Below are 24,868 nucleotides of genomic sequence, written 5' to 3'. Positions count from 1 at the left end.
GCCAAAAACAAGGAGCCCGCCAACTTGGCGGGCTCCTTGCTGTCGTGGGCGTTGCTTCTGCAGGCGTCGCTGGCGCTGGGGATGATGGCGCCGCTGGCGCCTGGCGTCGGGGCCTTTCAGCCCCTTGTCCCGCACCAGGGACGAATCAATTCACCCGCTTTGCCAGCTCCGGGGCCAGGCGTTCGTTCATGCTGCGGAAGGCCTCCACGGTGGTGTCCCAGTCGATGCAGGCGTCGGTCACGGAGACGCCGTAGGCCATTTCGCTCAGGTCCTCGGTGATCTTCTGGTTGCCCCAGCCGATGTTGGACTCGACCATCAGGCCGATGATCGAACGGTTGCCGTCGAGAATCTGGTGGGTGACGTTGTCGAGCACCAGCGGCTGCAGGGCGGCGTCCTTGTTGGAGTTGGCGTGGGAGCAGTCGATCATGATGTTGGGCTTGACCCCGGCCTTCTTCAGCTCCTGCTCGGCCAGCGCTACGCTCACGCTGTCGTAGTTCGGCTTGCCGTTACCCCCGCGCAGCACCACGTGAGCATAGGCGTTGCCACGGGTGCGGATGATCGCCACCTGGCCCTGCTGGTCGATGCCCAGGAAGTTGTGCGGGTGAGCGACCGACTGCAGCGCATTGACGGCCACGTCGAGGCTGCCGTCGGTGCCGTTCTTGAAGCCCACCGGGCATGACAGGCCGGAGGACATCTCGCGGTGGGTCTGGGACTCGGTGGTGCGGGCGCCGATGGCCGACCAGCTGATGCAGTCCTGCAGATACTGGGGCGAGATCGGGTCGAGTGCCTCGGTGGCCAGCGGCAGGCCCAGCTCGGAGAGCTCCACCAGCAGGCGACGGGCGATGTGCAGGCCTTCCTCGATCTCGAAGGAGCCGTTCAGGTGGGGGTCGTTGATCAGGCCCTTCCAGCCCACGGTGGTGCGCGGCTTCTCGAAGTAGACGCGCATCACGATGTACAGGCTGTCCTTCACCTCGTCGGCCAGGCGGCGCAGGCGACGAGCGTAGTCCAGCGCGGCGTCCACATCGTGGATCGAGCAGGGGCCCACCACCATCAGCAGCCTGGGATCGGTGCCGTCGAGGATGTTCTGCACGGTCTTGCGGCCCTCGATCACCGTGGCCTCGGCCTCGGGAGAAAGAGGAATTTCCTGCTTCAACTGCTCAGGAGTGACGAGAACATCCTGGGCCAGGACGTTGAGGTTGTTCACCTGCTTGTCGGACATGAGGTCTACCTGTGTGTATCGTGTCAGCGCTGACGTTTCTGCGTGGCTCTACTATCCCTTGAGGGAGGGGTAAATTCAATCGCCTGAGGGAACCTTGTCGCGCACCCGATGTCGGAGCGGCGTCGAGAGATGCACTCAGAGAACGCTTGATGCGAGCCAAGGAAACAGGAACACTTGTGCCTTTTATCATGACGAGACCCATGACCTATACATCGCCGACAGGCGAAAGGTGGCACCCTGTTGCCAAGGGCCAGACCGAGGGTCCGGCGTCGTCAGCCCGACATCGTCGGGGAGGAGAGACATGACGCCCAAGGAAACGGACCAGCAGCTGGTGGCGCGCGCGCAGAAGGGCGATACCCGAGCCTTTGACCTTCTGGTCAAGAAGTACCAGCACAAGATACTGGGCCTGATCGGCCGCTATATCAGCGACCATGCCGAGGTGCAGGACGTGGCCCAGGAAGCCTTCATCAAGGCTTACCGGGCGCTTGGCAAGTTTCGCGCCGAGAGCGCCTTCTATACCTGGATGTACCGCATCGCCATCAACACCGCCAAGAATCATCTGGTGTCCCGCGGGCGTCGTCCGCCGGGCAGCGATCTGGATATCAATGACGCCGAGATCGTCGACATGAGTGGCCGGCTGGCCGATATCGAGACACCGGAGGCGTCCATCGCCAGGGACCAGCTCGAGGCGGCGGTATTCGAGGCGATCGAGAATCTTCCCGATGACCTGCGCACCGCCATCACCCTGCGCGAACTCGATGGTCTTTCCTATGAAGACATCGCCCAGATCATGCAGTGCCCGGTAGGTACCGTGCGCTCGCGCATCTTTCGCGCCAGGGAGGCGGTGGATCAACATATTCAGCCGCTGATGACGACCTCGCGAAACGCCGAGTCACTTTCCTGATTCGCTATCGCGAGCCTGCGAGCTGGTCGTGGGCGCAGGGGTGAGGCAGGGCGACCCCTTTTGTTGCCGAATTCCCCATTTTTTTCAAATTGGGATGAACTGTTCGCCAGATTGGGCGTCTTACCCAGTGACCGGCCCGATGCAATAATCAACGACGGTCGTCACCTGGCGCTCGAGCCGGTGGCGAGTAACCGAGAATCGGTGGCGGAACCTGGCGCATCTCCGGTGGTCTATGGAGCTGGAGGCGCGACGCTTCGTCGAAATGAGGTGTGGAGAATGAGTCTGAACGCACGGGAATCGCTTTCAGCCCTGATGGACAATGAAGGTGACGAGCTGGAATTGCGTCGAGTGCTGAAGTCGCTCGAGAGCGACCAGGACAGCGCCGAGAGCTGGCGTCGTTACCATTTGATGCGTGCCGCGCTGCGCCGCGAGACCGATAGTGACCCCTCGGTGGATCTGTCCGCCGGTATCCTGGCTCGCCTCGAGGATGAGCCTGCGCCGCAGATGGAGGCTGCCGCCGACGGCGCGGTCGCCAAACGCGGCGGAATGGGGCTCGCACGCGGTGCCGGTATTGCCGCGGCGGTCTCGTTGATGGTGATCAGCGGGGTTCAGTTCTACAACGGCGCCTTCGATGGCTCCATCGACGGTTCCGGTGCCGGTGTGGCCAGCAGCGGGGCTGCGGGTGGCGTAAGCGGCGGCGTAAATAGCGGCGCAGCACAGACAGCGTCCGCCGTGCCAGGTGCAGAGCTCGCCAGCGTAGCGGCGTCTCGGCCTTCGCTGATGGATCTGCCGATGTTTCAGTCCGGCACAGGCTCCAGCAATGGCCTGATGACCGTCGGCGCCCAGGTGGCCTCGCCGATGATGCTGTCGCCATCTGCCCAGCAGTCGCGGGTCAGTGACCAGGCGCAGGCCCAGTTGTTGCAGTCGTACCTCGATCGTCATGCCCAGGGGGCGGCCTTCAGCAGTGCCGACAACTGGATGCCGATGCTGCGCAGCACCCCGGCGGAAGCCCGTTGAGGTGATCGATCTGGCATCGAGATAGCAATGATCTGCTCGGCCCTGAGGGGCCGAGCGCATTCTCAGCAGTGCCTGTCAGGACATGATTTCTATGCCACATCAGGGGTCGCTTGCAGCGTTGGCCGGCTGGCTGACGCTTTCCCTTGTCTGTCTTTCTCTTCCCGCCCAGGCCGTTGCCGACCCTGGTGTCGACGCCGTAGCGGCGAACGCCAAGGCCTCGGCTGACTCGGTAGCTGACCCGAATAGTATCCAGAGCGTCTACGACTGCAGCGCCTTGACCGCCTTGTCACCCCCCGAGTCTCCGGGAGACTGGTTCGAGCGCAGTGTCTGGGCTTCCCATTGCTACCAGTATCAGGCGCGCGCCGTTCGCATCGTCGATGAAGAGGTGGTGACGCTGTCGGTGGCCCGCGACATCCAGCAGGGCGTCGAGCGCGATCGCCTCCACTTCCTCGATGGCCCCAGTCGCTCGCTGCTGCGAGAGGGGGGCGCCTTTCGCTTCGAGCTCGGTGATAGCCAGGGGGCGGCGCCGGCCTCTCCCCAGGCGCTGGTCGAGCACCTGTCGCGCTTCTATCGGCTGCGCTTCGACGGCGAGGAGAGAATCGCCAATCGTCACGCGATCCGTCTGGAGCTGTTGCCGCTTGACGCCATGCGCTACGGCTATCGCATCTGGCTCGACCGCGAGACCGCCATCCCCTTGAAGCGCACCCTGATCGACGAGCGGGGCCAGGTGCTGGATACCTTCCAATTGGTGGCGATGACGCCGCCGGAACGCTACGACGGCAAGGTGGAGCTGCGCCGGCCGCCGTCCTCGGCCAGGCTCGACTGGCGCGCAGGCTGGCTGCCTCGCGGCTTTGTTGCCCAGCCGCTGATGGCGATGGCATCCGACAGCGATGGGCCTCGCCGCCACAAGTTGTACAGCGACGGCCTGTCGACCATCAGCCTGTTCGTCGAACCGGTAGCGGGATCACGGGTACTAAGGCCGGGTGTCCATCGACTGGGCGCCAGTCACGCCGCGGTGCGCCGAGTGCAGCGTGAAGGCCAGTTGCTTCAGGTGGTGGCGGTAGGCGAATTACCCCCCAGCGTGCTGGTCAAGGTGGCCGAAACCCTTGAACTGGCCGAGGGGCAGTCGCAGGGTGTTAGCGATGGTGCGCGCCCTGAGGCGGTGAGCAATGTCCATCAGGAAGCGTCGTCATGAGCACCGACTGCGCGACCGCAGAGGCGCGAGTGGTGGGCTGGACGACCGCAGGGGTCAGGGTAGCGCTGGCGGCAACCGGCGGCTGCGGGCGCTGCGCTGCTCGGGGCGGCTGCGGGGCGCGTTGGCTGCTGCGCGGGAGCGACGATCGGCGTGAGCTCGAGATCGATACCGAGCAGCGTCCCGTCATCGGGCAGACGGTGACCCTGGCCCTGTCCCGGACGAGCCTGGTGCGCGCCAGCGTGCTGGTCTACGGCCTGCCGCTATGGCTGGCGCTGGGGGCGACCCTTGCCGCCAACGCACAGTCGCCGGATCACTGGTCGCTGCCGCTGGTGTTTATCGCGGGCCTGGCCCTCGGCGGCGTGGTGCTGCGCCGGCATCTGCGCCGCCGCGCCGAGGCGTATCGGCCCACCTTGGTGCCGTAGCCCCGTTGTGATAGCTCTGTTGTGATAGCCCTGTTGTGATAGCCCTGTGCCCGAGCACTTTGCGGGCCCTTGTCGCGTTATTTTGCCCGCTAATGACTGAACCTTTTGGCGGCGTGACGGTACTACAAGAAGCGACCCTCGAGGTTGCGTTCGATGCACTCTGAGTCCTATCTGAGTCTTACGCAGGAGCCTTGCATGAAGCCAATGACTCGCACCCTGTCCATGTGGATGACGCTGGTAGTGGGAATGGTTGTCGCCCAATCCAGCCTGGCCAGGGATCTTCCTGATTTCACCGAACTGGTCGAAGAGGCCGCCCCCGGCGTGGTCAACATCTCGACGACCCGGGTCACCGAGGGCTATTCCACGCCCTTCGGCGATTTCGGTGGCCAGGAAATCCCCGACATCTTCCGTCATTTCTTCGGTGATCGCTTCCCGGTGCCGCCCGGCGGAGGCGGTGGTCGCACCGAGGAGCGTCAGTCGTTGGGCTCCGGCTTCGTCATCGACGCCGACGGCTACATCATGACCAACGCCCACGTGGTGGAGGGCGCCGACGAGATCATGGTGCGCCTCAATGACCGTCGTGACCTCAAGGCCGAGCTGGTCGGGGCCGACGAGAAGACCGACGTGGCGGTACTGAAGGTCGATGCCAGCGATCTGCCGACGCTATCCCTGGGTGACTCCGACGATCTCAAGGTGGGGGAGTGGGTGGCCGCCATCGGTTCGCCGTTCGGCTTCGATCACTCGGTCACCGCCGGTATCATCTCGGCGATCAACCGCACCCTGCCGCGTGACGCCTATGTACCCTTCATCCAGACCGACGTGGCGATCAACCCGGGTAACTCCGGTGGACCGCTGTTCAACCTCGACGGCGAGGTGATCGGCATCAACTCCCAGATATTCACCCGTAGCGGTGGCTTCATGGGGCTGTCCTTCGCCATTCCGATCAATGTCGCCATGGACATCGCCGACCAGTTGCGAAGCGAAGGTCACGTCACCCGGGGCTGGCTCGGTGTGATGATTCAGCCGGTGTCCAAGGACCTGGCCGAGTCGTTCGGCATGGACCGCCCCGAGGGTGCCCTGATCGCCGACGTCGATCCCGACGGACCTGCGGCGCGTGACGGCGTCCAGGCCGGTGACATCGTGCTCGCGGTCAATGGCGAGACGGTGGAGCGCTCCAGCAACCTGCCGCGGTTGATCGGCCGTGTCGCCCCGGACAGCGAGGTCGAGTTGACCGTGCTGCGCGCCGGGGATCGCAAGACCCTCAGCGTCACCGTTGGCGACTGGCCCGAGGAACTGGCCGGTGGCAGCGGTCAGTCGTCCGGCAGCGCGTCGCCGGCACGCCTGGGTCTGGCGGTGCAGTCGCTGTCCGACGCCGAGCGTGACAAGTACGGCATCGACGCCGGCGTGCGGGTCAGCGACGTCGATCCGCGTGGCGTGGCGGCGGCTTCCGGTATCCGGCGTGGCGATATCATCGTCAGCGTCAACCAGGTCGCGGTGGAAAGCGGTCGCCAGCTTAGCCAGCTGGTGCGTGAGCTGCCTGCCGATCAGGCGGTGCCGGTCCGTCTGTACCGTGACGGTCGCTCGCTGTTCGTGGCGCTGCGACTGGCCGACGACTGAGGCGCGTCCCGCTGACCGACGACGCCCGAGGGCCGCCATGGCCCTCGGGCGTTGTCGTCCTGTGATATCGAATCGAGCCGCCGCAACGGCTTGGGATGCGCGGGGCAGGGGATGCCGGTACAATAGCGCCAACTTTTTTTTCCGCGTCATCGGGGCAGGGCGAGCCTGTCGCTGTCCGGTGCGTTCTCAAGATGGAATCATCCTGCATGTCTGATCCTGATAACCGCAAGGTAATCAATAATATACGTAACTTCTCGATCATCGCTCACATCGACCATGGCAAGTCCACCCTGGCCGATCGCCTGATCCAGAGTTGCGGTGGCCTGTCAGAGCGCGAGCTCAAGGATCAGGTGCTGGACTCCATGGATCTGGAACGCGAGCGCGGCATCACCATCAAGGCCCAGTCGGTGACGCTGGACTACCACGCCAACGATGGTGAGACCTACCAGCTCAACTTCATCGATACCCCGGGGCACGTCGACTTCTCCTACGAGGTGTCGCGCTCGCTGTATGCCTGCGAGGGCGCACTGCTGGTCGTCGACGCCGCCCAGGGTGTCGAGGCCCAGTCGGTGGCCAACTGCTACACCGCCATCGAGCAGGGGCTAGAAGTGTTGCCGGTGCTCAACAAGATGGACCTGCCCCAGGCCGACCCCGACAAGGTCGCCCACGAGGTCGAGGAGATCATCGGTCTCGACGCCACCGACGCCTGTCAGGTGTCGGCCAAGAGTGGTCTGGGCATCGATGCGCTGCTCGAGCGGCTGGTGCGCGATATTCCGCCGCCCAAGGGCGACCCCGAAAAGCCGCTGCAGGCGCTGATCATCGACTCCTGGTTCGACAACTACCTGGGCGTGGTATCGCTGGTACGGATCTTCGACGGCGTGCTCAAGAAGGGCGACAAGATTCGCATCCTGTCCACCGGACGTGACTGGCAGGCCAACGAGGTCGGCATCTTCACCCCGCTGCGCAAGGAGACCGACATCCTGCGCGCCGGTGAAGTGGGCTTCGTGGTGGCCGGTATCAAGGACATTCAGGGGGCTCCGGTGGGGGATACCATCTCCCACGCCAAGACGCCGGACGTCAAGCGCCTGCCGGGCTTCCAGAAGGTCAAGCCCCAGGTCTACGCTGGCATGTTCCCGGTCAGCGCCGACGACTACGAAGACTTCCGCGACGCGCTCGAGAAGCTGGCGCTCAACGACGCTTCGCTGGACTACGAGCCGGAAAACTCCGACGCCCTGGGCTTCGGTTTCCGCGTCGGCTTCCTCGGCACCCTGCACATGGAGATCGTGCAGGAGCGTCTGGAACGCGAGTACGACCTGGACCTGTTGACCACCGCGCCGACGGTGGTCTACGAACTGGGCATGAAGAACGGTGACGTCAGCTACGTCTCCAACCCGTCCAAGCTTCCGGACATGGCCGACGTCGAGGAGATGCGCGAGCCCATCGTGCGCGCCAGCATCCTGGTGCCCCAGGAATTCGTCGGCAACGTCATCAGCGAGTGCGAGCTGCGTCGCGGCACCCAGAAGGACATGCTGTTCCTGGGTAGCCAGATCCAGCTGACCTACGAATTGCCGATGAGCGAAGTCGTCATGGACTTCTTCGACCGGCTCAAGTCCATCTCCAAGGGCTATGCTTCGCTCGAGTACAACTTCGAGCGCTTCGAGGCGGCCAAGCTGGTACGCCTCGACGTGCTGATCAACGGCGACCGGGTCGATGCCCTGGCGGTGATCATCCATCGCGATCACGCCCACAGCCGTGGTCGTGTGCTGGTCGAGAAGATGAAAGAGCTGATCCCGCGTCAGATGTTCGACGTGGCGATCCAGGCCGCCATCGGTGGGCAGGTCGTGGCCCGTTCCACGGTCAAGGCGCTGCGCAAGAACGTGACCGCCAAATGCTACGGCGGCGACATGACCCGCAAGAAGAAGCTGCTCGAGAAGCAGAAGGCCGGCAAGAAGCGCATGAAGCAGGTCGGTCGCGTGGAGATCCCTCAGGACGCCTTCCTCGCCGTGCTCAAGGTGAACGACTGATGCCCCAGCGGCGGTCGATCCGTCCCGGTCTGACGCCGGGACGGCTTGCCCCTCCCTCAGATACCGACTTACAAGCCACCTGGAAACACTGATATGGACTTCTCCCTGCTGCTGGTGATCGCGGTCGCCGTCACCGGTCTGATCTGGCTGCTCGACCTGGTCTGGTGGCGCCCCCGGCGTCAAGCCGTCACCGCAGCTGCCGAAACCGGCACCACCGAAGGCGTGGATCTGTCCGCTCGGGAGCTTTCGCGCAAGGACCCCTGGCCGGTCGACTACGCCAAGTCGTTCTTTCCGGTGCTGCTGGTGGTGCTGGTGCTCAGAAGCTTCGTGGTGGAGCCGTTTCAGATTCCGTCAGGCTCCATGCGTCCGACGCTGGAGGTCGGGGATTTCATTCTGGTCAACAAGTTCACCTATGGCCTGAGGTTGCCGGTGGCCAACACCAAGATCCTCGATCTGAACGAGCCGGAGCGGGGTGACGTCATGGTCTTCCGCTATCCCCAGGACCCGGCGGTGAATTTCATCAAGCGCGTGGTGGCGCTGCCCGGCGATACCCTGCGCTACGTCGACAAGCAGCTTTACGTCAACGGCGAGCCAGTGCCCAAGACGCTGCTCGACGACGCTCCGGAGAGCGCGCCAGGTGAGCTGCTGTTCTCCGAGCAATTGGGCGAACATCAGCATCAGATCTACAATAATCCCCGCGATCGCGGCCCGCTGGTCCACGACGTCGTGGTGCCCGAGGGCATGTACTTCGCCATGGGCGATAACCGGGACCACTCCAATGACAGCCGCTACTGGGGCTTTATCCCGGAAGCCAACATCGTCGGCAAGGCCTTCGCGGTATGGATGCATTGGGACGGTGGACTGCCGAGCTTTTCCAGCGTGAGGACGATCCCGTGATCGCTTCAACGCCGCTTGGTTCTTCCATCGTCAGCACAAAGAGTTAACAGGAGCGTCGTGAGCAATTCCCTGACCCCCTTCAGTCGCCGCATCGGCCATGAATTCCAGGACGCGAGTCTATTGGAACTGGCCATGACCCACCGCAGCTTCGGTGGGCGCAACAACGAACGCCTCGAGTTTCTGGGTGACTCGATCGTCAACTTTGTCATCGCCGAGGCGCTGTTCGAGCGCTTTCCCGAGGCCCGTGAAGGCCAGCTTTCGCGCCTGAGGGCGCGCCTGGTCAAGGGCCAGACCCTGGCGGAGCTGGCCCGGGAAATGCGCTTTGGCGAATGCCTGCGCCTGGGTTCCGGCGAGATGAAAAGTGGCGGCCATCGGCGTGAATCTATCCTCGCCGACGCCGTCGAGGCGGTGATCGGTGCCATCTACCTGGACGCCGGCATGGACGCGGTACGCACGCGGGTGCTGGCCTGGTTCGAGGAGCGCCTGGCGCGCATCGACCTCAAGCAGTCCCAGAAGGACCCCAAGACCCGCCTGCAGGAGTTTCTGCAGTCCCGTCAGGCACCGCTGCCTCGCTACGAGGTGACCTCGGTGGAAGGCGAGGCCCACGCCCAGACCTTTACCGTGGAGTGCCACGTCGAGATGCTCGACGAACACACCGTCGGCACCGGCGCCAGCCGCCGCCACGCCGAACAGATGGCCGCCGAAAGCGCCCTGCAACGCCTCGATCCCAAGGGAGTCAGCGCATGAGTCAGACCTGTGGATTCGTGGCCATTGTCGGCCGTCCCAACGTCGGCAAGTCCACCCTGATGAACCGTATTCTCGGACAGAAGATCTCGATCACCTCGCGGCGGCCGCAGACCACCCGCCACCAGGTGCTGGGGATCAAGACCGAAGGCGACGCTCAGGCCATCTTCGTCGACACCCCGGGTATCCATATCCTCGGCAAGGACCGCAACAAGGCGATCAACCGCTTCATGAACCAGGCGGCGGTGCAGGCCCTGCGGGACGTGGACTGTGTGGTCTTTCTGGTCGACCGCACCCGCTGGACCGAGGAAGACCAGATCGTGCTGGACCGCCTGGCCAACGTCGAGGCGCCGGTGATCCTGGCGGTCAACAAGGTGGACCGCCTGCAGGACAAGGCCACCCTGCTGCCGTGGTTGGCTGAGCTCGGCAACAAGCGTGAGTTCGCCGCGGTGGTGCCGATCGCCGCCCAGCACGGCACCAATGTGCCGGAGCTCGAGGCCGAGATCGACAAGCACCTGCCCGAGGGGATCCACTTCTTCCCGGAAGATCAGGTCACCGACAAGAGCATGCGTTTTCTGGCTGCCGAAATGGTACGCGAGAAGGTCATGCGCCAGCTCGGCGACGAGCTGCCTTATCAGATGACCGTCGAGATCGAGGAGTTTCGTGACGAGGCCCGGGTGGTGCACATCAGCGCGCTGATCCTGGTCGAGCGTCAGGGCCAGAAGAAGATCCTGATCGGCGACAGCGGCGATCGCATCAAGAAGATCGGCCGTGAGGCACGCCTGGATATGGAGCGGGCGCTGGACAAGAAGGTCATGCTCAACCTGTGGGTCAAGGTCAAGCGTGGCTGGTCCGACGACGAACGCGCCCTCAAGAGCCTCGGCTACGACCTCGACTGAGCCGTTCCCCCGCGCCCCGGCAGGATCATCGACGACGATGGTCCTGTTGTGATCCTGTTGCCCCGACGTCGGGATCCCCATGCAGCCCCAGCCCGCCTTTCTGCTCCACAAGCGTCCCTACCGCGAGACCAGTGCATTGGTCGAACTGCTGACTCTGGACCACGGTCGTGTGCGCGCCGTGGCCCAGGGCGTGCAGCGTCCCGGTAGTCGCGCGCGCAGTCAGATGCAGCCGTTCGCGCCCCTGCACCTGACCTGGCAGGGCGATCGCGAGCTCAAGCGGCTGCGATTGATCGAGTCCCGTGGCCCGGCGGCAATGCTCGCCGGCGAGGGGCTGCTGTGCGGTCTCTACGCCAACGAATTGCTGACCCGCCTGCTGCCGGTGGAGTTGCCGGTGGGGCAGGTGTTTGCCTTCTACACCTCGGCGCTGGACGAGTTGGCGACGCCGGTCTCTCGCGCTGCGGCCCTGCGTCGGCTCGAATTTGCGCTACTCGATGCGCTGGACGCCGCACCGCGTTTCACCACGCCCGACGGTGGCGGCCTGGATCCCCAGCGGCGCTACCGCTTCGAGCCCGGCAGCCGGGCCTTTGTCGTCGCAGAGCGCGGCATCGACGGGCGCACCCTGCGTCTGCTGGCCGGGGCCGACTGGGGCGAGGCCGGGCTCGCCGGGCCGGCCAAGGCGCTATCGCGTGCGGCCCTGGCGCCGCTGCTGGGCGACCGGCCGCTGCGCTCCCGTGCGCTGATGGTTGCCATGGCTGAGCGGCGCCGCCAGGCGCGCTGACCCTTGTCGCCCTGGCGCCGCTGCTGGGCGACCGGCCGCTGCGCTCCCGTGCGCTGATGGTTGCCATGGCCGAGCGGCGCCGCCAGGCGCGCTGACCCTTGTCGCCCTGGCGCCGCTGCTGGGCGACCGTCCGCTGCGCTCCCGTGCGCTGATGGTCGCCATGGCCGAGCGTCGCCGCCAGGCGCGCTGACCCTTGTCGCCCTGGCACCGCTGCTGGGCGACCGTCCTCTGCGCTCCCGTGCGCTGATGGTCGCCATGGCCGAGCGTCGCCGCCAGTCGCTCTGACGCTTCAGCGCGCTGATATCGCCTGGCCGCGGGTGACCGCCGGCCTGTCGGCGGTGCTACCATAGGGCTCGTCTTTCATCCCCATGACGGAGAACCCTGATGCATCCCCCTCGACTGCTGCTCGGCGTCAACATCGACCATATCGCGACCCTGCGCCAGGCCCGCGGTACCCGCTATCCCGACCCGATTCAGGCGGCCCTGGTCGCCGAAGAAGCCGGCGCCGATGGCATCACCGTCCATCTGCGGGAGGACCGCCGTCATATCCAGGAACGCGACGTGCGCCTGCTGGCCGAGGTTCTCAACACCCGCATGAATCTCGAGATGGCCGTGACCGAGGAGATGCTGGCGCTGGCCGAAGAGGTACGTCCGGCCCACGTCTGTCTGGTGCCGGAGAAGCGCGAGGAGCTGACCACCGAAGGTGGCCTGGACGTGGTCGGCCAGTTCGACGCCATCGAAGCCGCCTGTCGCCGACTGGCCGCCGTGGGGGCAGAGGTATCGTTGTTCATCGATCCCGATCCGGATCAGATCGCCAGCGCCAGGCGCGCCGGTGCTCCGGCCATCGAGCTGCACACCGGCGCCTTCGCCGAGGCCGATAACGACAGCGATCGGGCTCGCGAGTACCAGCGCATCGTGGCCGCCGCCGAAATGGGCGTCGAGCTCGATCTGATCGTCAACGCCGGTCACGGCCTGCACTACCACAACGTCGAGGCCATCGCCGCCATCCCCGGCCTCAACGAGCTCAATATCGGTCACGCCATCATCGCCCGGGCGCTGTTCGTCGGCCTCAAGGAGGCGGTGGCGGAGATGAAGCGACTGATGCTGGCCGGCTACGAGGCGGGGCTGGTCGCGGCCATCGACGAATTTGAGCAAGAGCACGAGCATGAGCACGACCATCAGCACTGAAGTGTCGCCGATGTCAGCGCCGGCTCGAGGAGGCCTGTCAGTCGGGACCTTGCCCGGGAATACCGGGTCTGTCGGAGCCCTGGCATGATCCTCGGCATCGGCACCGATATCGCGCGGATCGAACGCTTCGATGCGGCCATTGCGCGCCATGGCGCGCGCTTCGCCGAGCGCATCCTGGGGCCGCTGGAAGCCGAGCGCTACACCGAGGCGCCACGGCCTTCGGCCTTTCTGGCCAAGCGCTTCGCCGCCAAGGAGGCCTGGCTCAAGGCACTGGGCACCGGTCTTCGCCATGGCATGCGCTGGACCGAGATACAGGTGGTCAATGATCCCCTGGGGCGGCCGGAGCTGGTGGTCTCGGGGGAAGCGCTACGTCTGGCCGACCAGGCGGGCGTCGGCGCCTGTCACCTGAGTCTCAGCGACGAGAGCGATGTGGCACTGGCCTTCGTGGTGCTCGAAAGGCGTTGATAGTTGCGAGCGATAGTTGCCCGCGTCGGCTAAACCGGTCCCTTCAGTGGGGTTTCTCCGCTGTCCTGCTGCCAGCGCTCGACCTGGGTCATGGCCTGCTCCAGGGTGGGCAGCAGCGGACGAACGCCGTCGATCCCGCGTGAGCGAAGTCGGGTCTCGAGGGTTTCCACCAGCAGCGCCATGCGCGGTACACCGCAGTAGCGGCAGGCACCGTTGAGGGCGTGGATGCTATCGAGCAGGGCCTCTTCGTCCTCGGCCGCCAGCGCCGCCTCGATCTCTCGACGGGTCTCGTCCAGCGATGCCCCCAGGCTCGCCAGCAATTGCCTGGCCAGCGCTTCGCGCCCACCCGCCAGGCGGGTGCCCAGGGCGATGTCGATGTCGGGCAGGTCGTTGCCCTGGTCATCGCTGTTGTCACGGGTCTGGCCCTGGTCCTTGCCAAGGTTCTTGCCAAGGTTCTTGCCAAGGGCCTTGCCATGGGCCTGGTCTCGGACGGCCGGCTCGACCGAGTCATCAGCGTCACTGGCGTCCTGTCGATACTTGTCGGTGACCGGTGAGTTCGGCGCCGCGGTCGTCTCCGTCAGGCCGCTGCCCAGCCTTTCTCTGAGCAGGCGGTCGAGGCACTCGGTGTCGAGTGGCTTGATCAGCACATCGTCCATGCCGCTTTGCAGAAGCGCTCGGCGCTGGTGTTCCAGCACGTGGGCGGTCACCGCGATGATCGGTCTCTTCGCCCAGGCGGGGCTGAGTTGGCGGATCGCCTGGGTCGTCTCCACACCATCCATGCCACCCATGCGAATATCCATCAGTACCATGTCATAGAGCTGCTGCTGGGCCAGCGCCAGGGCTTCTTCCCCACTGGTGGCCAGGGTCACGCGACGCTCGGGGCCTTCCACCAGTTCTCGCAGCAGCAGGCGGTTGGTCTCACTGTCATCGACGATCAGCAGGCTGGCCATAGAGGTTTGCGTGTCCGGCGAAGGCGGCGGGGTCGGCGAGTTGTTCCACTGGGGCGGTGCAGCCGGGGCCGCTGTCGACGTCTCGTCGGGCACATGGGACTGGCGAGACGGTAGCGCCGGCGGGGTCGTCGGCGCAGGCAGGCTCGGCCTGTGGCGAGTACCGGCGAGGGCGCCCTCCACCGCTTCCGCCAGGGTCTGGCGAGCCAACGGTTTGGACAGTACGCTCGAGCCATCGGGCAGACCCAGTCCGGGCACATCCGGAAGTCCTGCATTGATCAACAGCAGGGTGGGGCAGTTGCGCTGCCTGAGTCGTGCGCGCAGCTCACCTATGCGGCCCTCTTCGAGCTCCTCGATGGCGATGGCTTCCAGTGCCAGCGCAGCCTGCTGAGGGCTCGCCACAACCCGGGCGTCCCACTGTTCGAGCATATGCAAAAGGGCCCTGCGGGTGGGGCCGTGGGGTTCCTCGACAAAGATCGAGGCCTGGTCGAGCGCCAGTTCGGGCGCACGCACCTGGCTTGCGGTGCTGGTCAGGGGCAGGGTGAAGTGGAAGGTGGAGCCGTGGTCGAGGGTGCTGTCAACGCCGATGGTGCCGCCCATCTGCTCGATCAGCTGCCGCGAGATGGCCAGCCCCAGGCCGGTGCCGCCGTACTGGCGACTGTGTCCGGCGGTGGCCTGGCGGAAGGCCTGGAACAGCCGTCGCTGCTGGCTGTCACTGAGGCCGATGCCGGTATCGCTGACGCTGATGCGCAGGGTGAAGCGCTCGTGGCGGGACTGTTCGACCATGACCCGCACGATGATCTCGCCGCGGTCGGTGAACTTGATGGCATTGTTGACCAGGTTGGTGATGATCTGGCGCAGTCGCAGCGGATCACCGGTGATTTCCGCCGGTACGTCGTCATAGATCAGGCTGAGCAGCTGCAGGCCCTTCTGCTGGGCCAGTGGCGCCTGCAGCCCCAGCACCTCGTCGACCAGCGACTGGAGGTCCACCGGCACCTGTTCCAGTACCAGACGACCGGCTTCCAGCTTGGAGAAGTCGAGCACATCGTTGACCAGCGACATCAGGTTGTCGCAGGCCCGTTGCACCTGGTCGAGCCACTCGCGCTGACGCGGGTCCAGCGACGAGCGCCCCAGCAGCCGGCAGAAGCCGATGATGCCGTTGAGCGGCGTGCGGATCTCATGGCTCATGTTGGCCAGAAACTCCGACTTGACCCGGTTGGCCTCCACCGCCTGGCGATGGGCCATGTCGAGCTCGATGTTCTGCACCTCGATGGTCTCCATGGACTCCTGAAGTTCCGAGGTGGCGTGTTCGATTTGCTGCTGCAGGTCTTCGCGCGCCCGCGCCTGGTGGTCGATCAGGGCGTTGACCCGGCGCCCCAGCTCGGCCAGCTCCAGCGGGTGGTCCAGCGGCAGGTGGTGGGGCTGGCGGCCGGCGGCGAGCTGGTCGAGCAGGTGGGCGATGTCATCCAGCGGCTGGGTCAGTCGGCGGCCCAGGGTGAAGGCCACCAGAAACAGCAGAAGGCCGCAGACCAGCAGGATCATGGCGCCCCTGGCGATATCGCTGTAGGTGGCGAGCAACAGCAGCGAGGCGTCGATATCGAGGATCAGGTAGGCGCCGTCCACGGCAGTGATCGGCGTCGTCAACACCCACTGGCGATAGTGCTGGGTCAACAGCCCCTGGCCGGGAGCCTCGACGTTCAGCGCTTCGGCCCGCAGTCGACCGAGTTCAAGCACCACCTGATCCTGCTGCACCAGGCGCAGGGCACGGACGCTGGGGATATCCATCAGGCGATTGGCGGCGGCCTGAACGCCGGCGATATCGTCCAGCGACAGGGCTTCGCCCAGCTCGGGGGCCACCAGTCGGGTGGCGGTAGAGAGGTTTTCTTCCATGGCGGCCTCGCGCAGGCCATGGTCCTGATACAAGGCGAGGCTGATCGCCAGCCCCAGCAGCAGCAGCGGCAGCCCCACGAGGGCTAGCATCAACCGTGTTCTCAAACTCATAGGCGCTGCGTTCCTGGCCGGGAATAGGCGCGGACGAAGAGCGGCCACCGCCGCCTCGTACGTCTCCATGTCACCCCATGGGACCATGCCTGTCCAGTGGCGAGGGGCGTCGATATAATGGCGTCAGATGACGTTACAAGGAAAGTCTTATGGAATTCCCCTACCTCGACCAGCTGGTCGGCAAGACTCCGCTGGTCCGCCTCAAGCGCATCAGCGCCGGGCGCAACAACGTGCTGCTGGCAAAGCTCGAGGGTGACAATCCGGCGGGCTCGGTCAAGGATCGGCCGGCCCTGTCGATGTTCGACGAGGCCGAAAAGCGCGGCGAGATCGCTCCCGGCGACACCCTGATCGAGGCGACATCCGGCAATACCGGCATCGCCCTGGCCATGGTCGCGGCGATGAAGGGCTATCGCATGGTGCTGATCATGCCGGAGAACGCCTCCAGCGAGCGCAAGCAGGCCATGGCGGCCTATGGTGCCAGGCTGATCGAGGTCAGCAAGGAAGGCGGCATGGAAGAGGCCCGGGACCTGGCCGATACCATGGTCGCCCGCGGCGAGGGCAAGTCGCTGGACCAGTTCGCCAATCCCGACAACCCGCTGGGTCACTATCGCACCACCGGCCCCGAGCTGTGGCAGCAGACCGACGGTCGGATCACCCACTTCGTCAGCTCCATGGGGACCACCGGCACCATCATGGGGGTGTCGCGTTACCTGAAGGAGCAGCGCGGCGACATCGAGATCATCGGCCTGCAGCCCGAGGACGGCGCCAGCATCGCCGGGATTCGTCGCTGGCCCGAGGCCTACCTGCCGAAGATCTTCGAACCCCAGCGGGTCGATCGGGTACTGGACATCGGCCAGCACGAGGCCGAAGAACACATGCGCCGACTGGCCCGGGAAGAAGGAATCCTGGCGGGGGTGTCCTCGGGGGGCGCCCTGGCCGGGGCGCTCAGGGTGGCCGAAGAGGTCGAGAACGCGGTGATCGTGTTCATCGTCTGCGACCGGGGAGATCGTTATCTCTCCACCGGTCTGCTGGCGCCGGAGTCCTGAGGTGGCTGGACTGGGAAAACGCCGTCCGCCGCGTCAGCGCTCCGGTGTCTCGGGGCTTGCTCACAAGCGCCCGTCGGACACTCGCCGGGCCTACCAGACCGACACGTCCGATGAGCTGCCCGACGAGCTCGAGATTCAGGGGCTGTCCCACGATGGCCGCGGGATTGCCCGTTCGCCCGCCGGCAAGACCCTGTTTGTCGAGGGGGCCTTGCCCGGCGAGCGGGTCAGGGTGGCGGTGCATCGCACCCGCAAGCGCTACGACGAGGCCCACCTGCGTGAGCTGATCGAGGCCGCGCCGACCCGGGTGACGCCGCCCTGTCCCTACATCGAGCGTTGCGGCGGCTGTGATCTGCAGCATCTGGAACTCGACGCCCAGCGTCGTCACAAGGCCGTCGTACTGTCGGAGCTGCTGGCCCGTCAGGGCGTCGAGGTCGACCTCGAGCGCATCGAGGTGCTGGCCAGTGATGACGTCGCCTATCGCCGCCGCGCTCGGCTGGGCGTCAGGGTCGATGCCGACGGCGGCATCCATCTGGGCTTTCGCGCCAGGCGCAGTCACCGGCTGGTATCGGTGGAGAGCTGCACCGTTCTGGTGCCGGAGCTGTCGTCGCTGCTGGCACCGTTGCACCAGCAGCTGGCGAGCCTCGAGGCGCCACGCCAGGTCGGCCATCTGGAACTGCTGGCCAGCGACGGCCAGGTGACCCTGGTGATCCGCCAACTGCGCGAGCAACCCGCGGACCTGGCACGCTGGCGTGAATGGGCCGATGAGCGAGGCATCGCCGTCGGCGTGCTGGCAGGCCGTGAACAGGTGCGCTTCGAGTGGCTGGTGACCCCGCCCCGAGGACTCCAGGTGACGGTCCCGTCGGCGCGTGGCCCGCTCAGCCTCGGCGTCGGACCGAGCGACTTCCTGCAGGCCAACGCCCAGGTCAACCAGCGCATGATCGAGACCGCGCTGGATTGGCTGGGGACACCTCGCCGGGTCGATGAACCCCTGCTGGATCTGTTTGCCGGGATCGGCAATTTCAGCCTGCCGCTGGCGGCGTCGGGCTACGCGGTTAGCGCGGTGGAAGGCTCGCCGGAGATGACCGCACGCCTGGCCGACAATGCCGCGGGCGCGGATCTGGACGTCGCTGCCCTCCAGGGCAACCTGCATGACGAAGGGCAGGTGGCGAGGCTGTTGCGTACCCATGATGCCGAGGTGGTGGTACTGGACCCACCAAGGGAAGGGGCCGAGGCGCTGTGCCGGGCACTGGCCAAAAGTACGGTGTCCCGGGTCTTGTATATTGCCTGTGATCCCGCCACGCTTTCTCGCGATGCGGCACACTTGTTGCAGGGAGGTTATCGTCTGCAACGGGTCGCCATGGCGGACATGTTCGTGCACACCTCGCACCTCGAGTCGATGGTACTGTTCGAACGCCAGGGGCCGTCGCCACGCCAAGGAGTCAGGAAAGATGGTTAAAGTGCGGGAAGACCAGCCGTTGACCGCGGATGGTCGGGTCGATATCGATCAGTGGGTCGCGCGGCTGCAGGACGACGTCAAGCTGGCCGACGCCGATGAACTGGTCGAGGCCTGCCAGCTGGCGCAGTCGCTGGAGCAGGCCTCCGAGCGGCCCCACAAGTCCTGGTTGAAGGACGGCTCGAGCTTTCGCATGGGCCTCGAGATGGCCGATATCCTCGGTGAGCTGCGCCTGGATCAGACCGCCATCGAAGCCGCCGTGCTGTATCGCGCGGTGCGTGAGAACCTGATCAAGCCCGAGCAGGTGGCCAAGCGTTTCGGCCGCGAGGTGGCGAGCCTGATCGAAGGCGTGCTGCAGATGGCCGCGATCAGCAATACCCAGGCCACCACCGCCGGCCTGCAGCAGCAGGATCAGCAGGACAACCTGCGCAAGATGCTGGTCAACATGATCGACGACGTCAGGGTGGCGTTGATCAAGATCGCCGAGCGCACCTGCGCCCTGCGCCAGGTGCGTGATGCCCCGCGCGAGAAGCAGGTGCGGGTCGCCCGCGAAGTGTTCGACATCTATGCCCCGCTGGCCCACCGCCTGGGCATCGGCCACCTCAAGTGGGAGCTCGAGGACCTGTCCTTCCGCTACCTCCACGAGGACGACTACAAGACCGTCGCCCGGCAGTTGGCCGAGAAGCGCCTGGATCGCGATCGCTACATCCAGGAGGTGGTGGAGACCCTGAAGTCGCTGATGTCGGCCCAGGGCATCCACCAATTCCAGGTGGACGGTCGGGCCAAGCACATCTTCTCCATCTGGCGAAAGATGAAGCGCAAGCGCATCGACTTCTCCCAGGTCCACGACGTACGCGCGGTGCGCATCCTGGTGCCCACGGTGCAGGACTGCTACACCATGCTCGGCATCGTTCACTCGCGCTGGCACACCGTGCCCGATGAGTTCGACGACTACATCGCCAACCCCAAGAAGAATAGCTACCAGTCCCTGCATACGGCGGTCATCGGCCCCGAGAACAAGGTGCTGGAAATCCAGATCCGCACCTTCGCCATGCATGAAGAGGCCGAACTCGGGGTCTGCGCCCACTGGCGCTACAAGGGCCACGATACCAATGCCCGCAGCGACAGCTACGAGGAAAAGATCGCCTGGCTGCGTCAGGTGCTCGAGTGGCACGAGGAGATCGGCGAATTCGGCGACCTGCGCGAGGGCCTGACCAGCGACGTGGCGCCGGATCGCATCTATGTGTTCACCCCGGACGGTCACGTCATCGACCTGCCCAGGGTCGCCACCCCCATCGACTTCGCCTACCGCGTGCACACCGAGGTGGGCCACCGCTGTCGCGGCGCCAAGGTCAATGGTCGCATCGTGCCGCTGACCTACAAGCTCAAGACCGGTCAGCAGGTCGAGATCCTCACCGCCAACAAGAGCGCCCCGAGCCGTGACTGGCTCAACCCCAACCTGGGCTTCGTGCGCACCTCCCGGGCCAGGGCCAAGATCCAGTCCTGGTTCAAGCACCAGGCGCGTGACCAGAACCTGGAAGAGGGCAAGGCGCTGTTCGAGCGCGAGATGAAGCGTCTCGACGTCCACGACATGGACCTCGCCACCCTGGCCCAGAAGGTCAACTACGCCAATGCCGACGACATGTACGCCGCGCTTGGTGCCGGCGACCTGCGTATCGGTCAGGTGCTGCACCAGGCCCAGCAGCTGTTCGGCGACAGCGACGAGCAGGAGCACCTCGACCGGCTGCTGGCCAAGCCGCGTCAGAAGCCGGCCAAGACCCCGGACGGCGAGATTACCGTGCTGGGCGTCGGCAACCTCAAGACCAACATGGCCAACTGCTGTCATCCGGTCCCCGGCGAGCCGATCGTCGGCTTCATCACCCAGGGCCGTGGCGTGTCGATCCATCGCCAGGACTGCCCCAACATCCTGCAGCTCAGGGTCGACGAGCCCCAGCGGGTGATCGAGGTGGAGTGGGGCGCGCGCTCCAGCAGCCAGTACCCGGTGGATATCGAGATCCAGGCCTGGGACCGCTCCGGTCTGCTGCGCGACGTCACCGCCGTGCTCGGCCAGGACAAGGTCAACGTGCTCTCGGTCAACACCCTGACCAACACCGACGACGGCATCGCGCGCATCTCGATCACCGCCGAGGTGGACGGCCTGGAGACCCTGGGCCGGCTGTTCTCCCGCATCCAGCAGCTGCCCAATATCATCGAGGTCAAGCGCAAGCGCGGTCAGGGAGGGCGTCGCACATGAGCCGGCGCTATTCCATCGATGACCTGCTGACCCTGATGTCGGTGCTGCGGGACCCCCAGCAGGGCTGCCCCTGGGACGTCAAGCAGCACTGGGACACTATCGTCCCCCACACCCTCGAGGAAGCCTACGAGGTCGCCGACGCCATCGAGCGACGCGCCTTCGACGAGCTGCCGGGGGAGCTCGGCGACTTGTTGTTCCAGGTGGTCTACTACAGCCAGTTCGGCAGCGAGGAAGGGCGTTTCGATTTCCATGACGTGGTGCACACGCTGACCGACAAGATGCTGCGTCGCCATCCCCACGTGTTTCCCGAAGGCACCCTTGAATCCCGCCGCCAGGGCGTCAGTGCCGCCGAGGTCGAGACCCGCCAGGTCCACTCCCGCTGGGAGGCGCTCAAGGCCGAGGAACGGGAAGGGCGCAGCGGCCCGCAGCAGGGCGAGGCCGAAGCGGTGGTTTCTGTCTCGGCGCTGGATGACGTGCCGCGGACCCTGCCGGCGCTTAGTCGCGCCGCCAAGCTGTCCAAGCGCGCGGCCCGGGTGGGCTTCGACTGGCCGGACACCGACGGGGTGCTCGACAAGCTCGAAGAGGAGCTGGGTGAGATTCGCGAGGCGCTCTCGGCCGGGGATCGCGACCACGCCGCCACCGAGGTGGGCGACCTGCTGTTCGCCACCGTCAATCTGGCGCGCACCCTGGGCGTCGACCCGGAAGCCTGCCTGAGAGGCACCAATCAGCGCTTCGAGAGCCGCTTTCGCCATATGGAGCGGTCCCTGGATGCCCAGGGCACGCCACTCGGCCGGGCCTCGCTGGAGCGCATGGAAGAGCACTGGCAGCAGGCCAAGCGTGCCGAACGCGCCGAGCCGTCCGATCCGTTCGATCCGACCATGGACTGACGAGGCCGGCCAGACCCTATCGATAACAAGGCGGGGCCGCACGCTCGGGACCCGCTGGACACCACACCCAAGGAGACCCCATGAGCCACGATCTGCACGAATCCTTGCGCGATAACGTCCGCATCCTCGGCGACAGCCTGGGACGCACCATCGCCGATGATCTCGGACCCGAGTTCGTGTCACGCATCGAGACGATTCGCGGACTGGCCAAGCGGGGCCGCCAGGGCGAAGAGGCCGGCCAGCAGGAGCTGATCGAGTACCTGCGCCGGCTGCCGGAGAAGGACCTGCTGCCGGTGACCCGGGCGTTCAACCAGTTCCTCAACCTGGCCAACATCGCCGAGCAGCACTACCGTGCCCGCTTTCGTCGGGTCGAGGACTACAAGCCGGGGATGCAGCCGGTGCTCGGTGAGCTGCTCGAGCGCGCCCGGCGCGAGGGCCACTCGTCGCGCACCCTGGTCGAGACGCTGGCCAACATGCGCGTCGAGCTGGTGCTGACCGCCCATCCCACCGAGGTCATCCGGCGCACCCTGATCCAGAAGTACGACGCCATCGATGACTGCCTCAGCGCCATCGAGTCCTCCAGCGAGTACCCCGAGCGTGCGGCCCGGGCCAAGGGGCGGCTCGAGGAGCTGATCAGTCAGGCCTGGCACACCGACGAGATCCGACACGACCGGCCGACCCCGGTGGACGAGGCCAAGTGGGGCTTTGCGGTGATCGAGAATTCGCTGTGGCAGGCGGTGCCGGACTTCCACCGGGACCTGGATAACCTGCTGCTGGAAAGCGCCGGCGAGCGTCTGCCGCTGGACGCCGCGCCGCTGCGTTTCGCTTCCTGGATGGGCGGCGATCGCGACGGCAACCCCAACGTCACTGCCCGGGTCACCCGGGAGGTGCTGCTGCTGGGCCGCTGGATGGCGGCGGACCTGTACCTGCGTGATCTCGAGCAGCTCAAGATCGAATTGTCCATGTGGAGCACCAACAGTGCCCTGCGTGCCGAGGTCGGCAACGTCGCCGAGCCCTATCGCGAGCTGCTCAAGCGTCTGGTGGCGAAGGTCGAGGCCACCCGCGACTGGGCCAAGGCCGAACTCGACGGCAAGAGCTATGACGGCGGGCCGATCATCGAGACCCGGGACCAGCTCTATGCGCCGCTGCTGGCCTGCTACCGTTCGCTGTGCGACGTCGGCCTGGACACCATCGCCAACGGTGTGCTGCTCGATACCCTGCGCCGTGTGGCGGTATTCGGCGTCACCCTGACCAAGCTCGACCTGCGCCAGGAGGCCAGCCGCCACGCCTTGGTGATGGAAGAACTGACCCACGACCTGGGCCTGGGCAACTACCGCGAATGGAGCGAGGAGCAGCGTCAGGCCTTCCTGCTGGCGGAGCTCGAGTCGACCCGGCCGCTGATCCCGCGGCGTTGGGAGTGCTCCGCCGAGACCCGTGAGACCCTGGACACCTTCCAGGTGGTCGCCGCCGAGCACGGCGAGGCGCTGGGCACCTACATCATCTCCATGGCCGCGCAGCCCTCGGACGTGCTCACCGTGGCGCTGTTGATGAAAGAGGTGGGGGGCCGTGTCGGCATGCCCATCGCACCGCTGTTCGAGACCCTGGACGACCTCAATCGCGCCGGCGACGTCATCGATCGGCTGCTGGCGCTGCCCGGCTACCGCCAGTTCGCCGGTGATAGCCAGGAGGTGATGATCGGTTACTCCGATTCGGCCAAGGACGCCGGCCAGCTGGCGGCGGCCTGGGCCCAGTACCGCGCCCAGGAGGCGCTGGTCGATGTCTGCGAAAGCCACGGTGTCGACCTGACCCTGTTCCACGGCCGCGGTGGCACCGTGGGCCGTGGCGGCGGTCCGTCCCACGCCGCCATCCTGTCCCAGCCCCCAGGCTCGGTGAACGGCAGCCTCAGGGTGACCGAGCAGGGCGAGATGATCCGCTTCAAGTTCGGCCAGCCCGATATCGCCCTGCGCTCCATGGAGATCTACGCCTGCGCGGTACTGGAGGCGTCGCTGCTGCCGCCGCCCAAGCCCAAGCCGGCCTGGCGCGACGAGATGGACCGCCTGGCCGAGATCGCCCACGGTGCCTACGTCGGTGTGGTGCGCCAGGACCCCGATTTCGTGCCGTACTTCCGTGCCGTCACACCGGAAGGGGCGCTCGGTCGCCTGCCGCTGGGCTCACGGCCGACCAAGCGGCGTCAGGACGGTGGCGTCGAGACCCTGCGCGCGATCCCCTGGATCTTCGCCTGGACCCAGATCCGCCTGATGCTGCCGGCCTGGCTCGGCACCGGCGAGGCCTTCGCCACCCGCCTGGCCGAGCCCGGCGGACTCGAGGTGCTGCAGGAGATGCGCGAGCAGTGGCCGTTCTTCGGCACCTACCTGGACATGCTCGAGATGCTGCTGGCCAAGGCCGACGTGGAGCTGGCCGCCTACTATGAGCATCGCCTGGTGGACGAGCCGAGCCTGGAGGCCCTGGGCAACCGCCTGCGCGAGCGTTTCGGCAAGCTCAACGAGGAGCTTCTGAAGATCCTCGATCAGCAGGAGCTGCTCGAGAAGACGCCGCTGATTCGCCAGGCCATCGAGGTGCGAAACCCCTACATCGATCCGCTGCATGGCTTGCAGGCCGAGCTGCTGCAGCGTAACCGCGACGCCGACGGCGCCATCAGCGCGGACCTGTCCCGCGCCCTGATGGTGACCATGGCGGGGATCGCCGCTGGCCTTCGCAACACCGGCTGACGCCACCGCGAGCGATACCCTGAACACCCAGCGCCCGGCCAGATGGCCGGGCGCTGGCGTCTTGGGTGGCCCGCACATACCGGGTACCTCGGTGGGGAACTTGTGTGGGCGTCTGCATAGGCATGCATCAGGCGTGCAACAGGCGTGCAGTACGAGGCCGTCTTTTCACAAGCCTTCCCAGG

The 24,868-nt window shown here is 65.9% G+C and carries 19 protein-coding genes; 17 read left to right on the top strand and 2 right to left on the bottom strand.

What is annotated here, in order from left to right:
- Window positions 1-145: 145 nt before the first annotated feature.
- Window positions 146-1,219, bottom strand: a complete 1,074-nt coding sequence (locus NFI08_RS09235) for a 3-deoxy-7-phosphoheptulonate synthase (protein ID WP_045993477.1) — start codon at window positions 1,217-1,219, stop codon at window positions 146-148.
- 301 nt (window positions 1,220-1,520) lie between these two features.
- On the opposite strand from NFI08_RS09235, the gene rpoE reads away from it, so the two are divergent.
- From rpoE to acpS, 12 genes are all read left to right on the top strand, one after another.
- Window positions 1,521-2,123: an RNA polymerase sigma factor RpoE gene (gene rpoE, locus NFI08_RS09230; protein WP_045993478.1), complete on the top strand. Its 603-nt coding sequence runs from the start codon at window positions 1,521-1,523 to the stop codon at window positions 2,121-2,123.
- 276 nt (window positions 2,124-2,399) lie between these two features.
- Window positions 2,400-3,140 carry a sigma-E factor negative regulatory protein gene (locus NFI08_RS09225; RefSeq protein WP_253029485.1) on the top strand — a complete coding sequence of 247 codons (741 nt, stop codon included), beginning with the start codon at window positions 2,400-2,402 and terminating at the stop codon, window positions 3,138-3,140.
- A 91-nt stretch (window positions 3,141-3,231) separates the two neighbouring features.
- Entirely contained in the window at window positions 3,232-4,335 is a 1,104-nt protein-coding gene (locus tag NFI08_RS09220; RefSeq protein ID WP_162816352.1) for a MucB/RseB C-terminal domain-containing protein, read from the top strand.
- Entirely contained in the window at window positions 4,332-4,757 is a 426-nt protein-coding gene (locus tag NFI08_RS09215; protein WP_349588879.1) for a SoxR reducing system RseC family protein, read from the top strand. Before NFI08_RS09220 ends, NFI08_RS09215 begins: the two co-directional genes overlap by 4 nt.
- A gap of 195 nt (window positions 4,758-4,952) precedes the next feature.
- A complete protein-coding gene (locus NFI08_RS09210) occupies window positions 4,953-6,374 on the top strand; it encodes a DegQ family serine endoprotease (protein WP_222516985.1) in 1,422 nt (473 codons plus the stop codon).
- Window positions 6,375-6,580: 206 nt separating this feature from the next.
- Window positions 6,581-8,398: a translation elongation factor 4 gene (gene lepA / locus NFI08_RS09205; protein WP_286984907.1), complete on the top strand. Its 1,818-nt coding sequence runs from the start codon at window positions 6,581-6,583 to the stop codon at window positions 8,396-8,398.
- A gap of 93 nt (window positions 8,399-8,491) precedes the next feature.
- Window positions 8,492-9,295: a signal peptidase I gene (gene lepB, locus NFI08_RS09200; RefSeq protein ID WP_045993483.1), complete on the top strand. Its 804-nt coding sequence runs from the start codon at window positions 8,492-8,494 to the stop codon at window positions 9,293-9,295.
- Window positions 9,296-9,352: 57 nt separating this feature from the next.
- Window positions 9,353-10,042, top strand: a complete 690-nt coding sequence (gene rnc, locus NFI08_RS09195; protein WP_045993484.1) for a ribonuclease III — start codon at window positions 9,353-9,355, stop codon at window positions 10,040-10,042.
- Window positions 10,039-10,938, top strand: a complete 900-nt coding sequence (gene era, locus NFI08_RS09190) for a GTPase Era (protein ID WP_045993485.1) — start codon at window positions 10,039-10,041, stop codon at window positions 10,936-10,938. The genes rnc and era overlap by 4 nt, the downstream gene beginning before the upstream one ends.
- 79 nt (window positions 10,939-11,017) lie before the next feature.
- A complete protein-coding gene (gene recO, locus NFI08_RS09185; protein WP_286984908.1) occupies window positions 11,018-11,716 on the top strand; it encodes a DNA repair protein RecO in 699 nt (232 codons plus the stop codon).
- 384 nt (window positions 11,717-12,100) lie between these two features.
- Window positions 12,101-12,904, top strand: a complete 804-nt coding sequence (gene pdxJ, locus NFI08_RS09180; protein ID WP_108132703.1) for a pyridoxine 5'-phosphate synthase — start codon at window positions 12,101-12,103, stop codon at window positions 12,902-12,904.
- An 84-nt stretch (window positions 12,905-12,988) separates the two neighbouring features.
- Window positions 12,989-13,369, top strand: coding sequence for a holo-ACP synthase (acpS, locus tag NFI08_RS09175; protein WP_108132704.1), 381 nt, complete (start codon window positions 12,989-12,991; stop codon window positions 13,367-13,369).
- Between the two features lie 29 nt (window positions 13,370-13,398).
- Here acpS and NFI08_RS09170 read toward each other — a convergent pair whose 3' ends face one another.
- Complete coding sequence (locus tag NFI08_RS09170) at window positions 13,399-16,317, bottom strand: ATP-binding protein (protein ID WP_349588871.1); 2,919 nt, start codon at window positions 16,315-16,317, stop codon at window positions 13,399-13,401.
- Between the two features lie 149 nt (window positions 16,318-16,466).
- Here NFI08_RS09170 and cysM point away from each other — a divergent pair, with 149 nt between their 5' ends.
- The 5 genes from cysM to ppc all read left to right on the top strand — a co-directional run bounded on the left by cysM (window position 16,467) and on the right by ppc (window position 24,686).
- Window positions 16,467-17,363, top strand: a complete 897-nt coding sequence (cysM, locus tag NFI08_RS09165) for a cysteine synthase CysM (RefSeq protein ID WP_349588868.1) — start codon at window positions 16,467-16,469, stop codon at window positions 17,361-17,363.
- A gap of 1 nt (window position 17,364) precedes the next feature.
- Window positions 17,365-18,819 (top strand): TRAM domain-containing protein, encoded by a 1,455-nt coding sequence (locus NFI08_RS09160; RefSeq protein WP_349588865.1) that lies wholly within the window; start codon window positions 17,365-17,367, stop codon window positions 18,817-18,819.
- Window positions 18,812-21,070, top strand: coding sequence for a GTP diphosphokinase (gene relA, locus NFI08_RS09155; RefSeq protein ID WP_349588862.1), 2,259 nt, complete (start codon window positions 18,812-18,814; stop codon window positions 21,068-21,070). Before NFI08_RS09160 ends, relA begins: the two co-directional genes overlap by 8 nt.
- Window positions 21,067-21,957 (top strand): nucleoside triphosphate pyrophosphohydrolase, encoded by an 891-nt coding sequence (mazG, locus tag NFI08_RS09150; RefSeq protein ID WP_108447700.1) that lies wholly within the window; start codon window positions 21,067-21,069, stop codon window positions 21,955-21,957. The genes relA and mazG overlap by 4 nt, the downstream gene beginning before the upstream one ends.
- Window positions 21,958-22,037: 80 nt before the next feature.
- Window positions 22,038-24,686, top strand: a complete 2,649-nt coding sequence (ppc, locus tag NFI08_RS09145; protein ID WP_045993191.1) for a phosphoenolpyruvate carboxylase — start codon at window positions 22,038-22,040, stop codon at window positions 24,684-24,686.
- Window positions 24,687-24,868 lie beyond the last annotated feature (182 nt).

Origin of the sequence: Halomonas sp. EF61 (assembly GCF_040147045.1) — a bacterium.
Classification (GTDB): Bacteria; Pseudomonadota; Gammaproteobacteria; order Pseudomonadales; family Halomonadaceae; genus Halomonas; species Halomonas litopenaei.
Note: the sequence above shows the minus strand (reverse complement) of the source record. Positions and strands in the feature narration are given on the sequence as shown.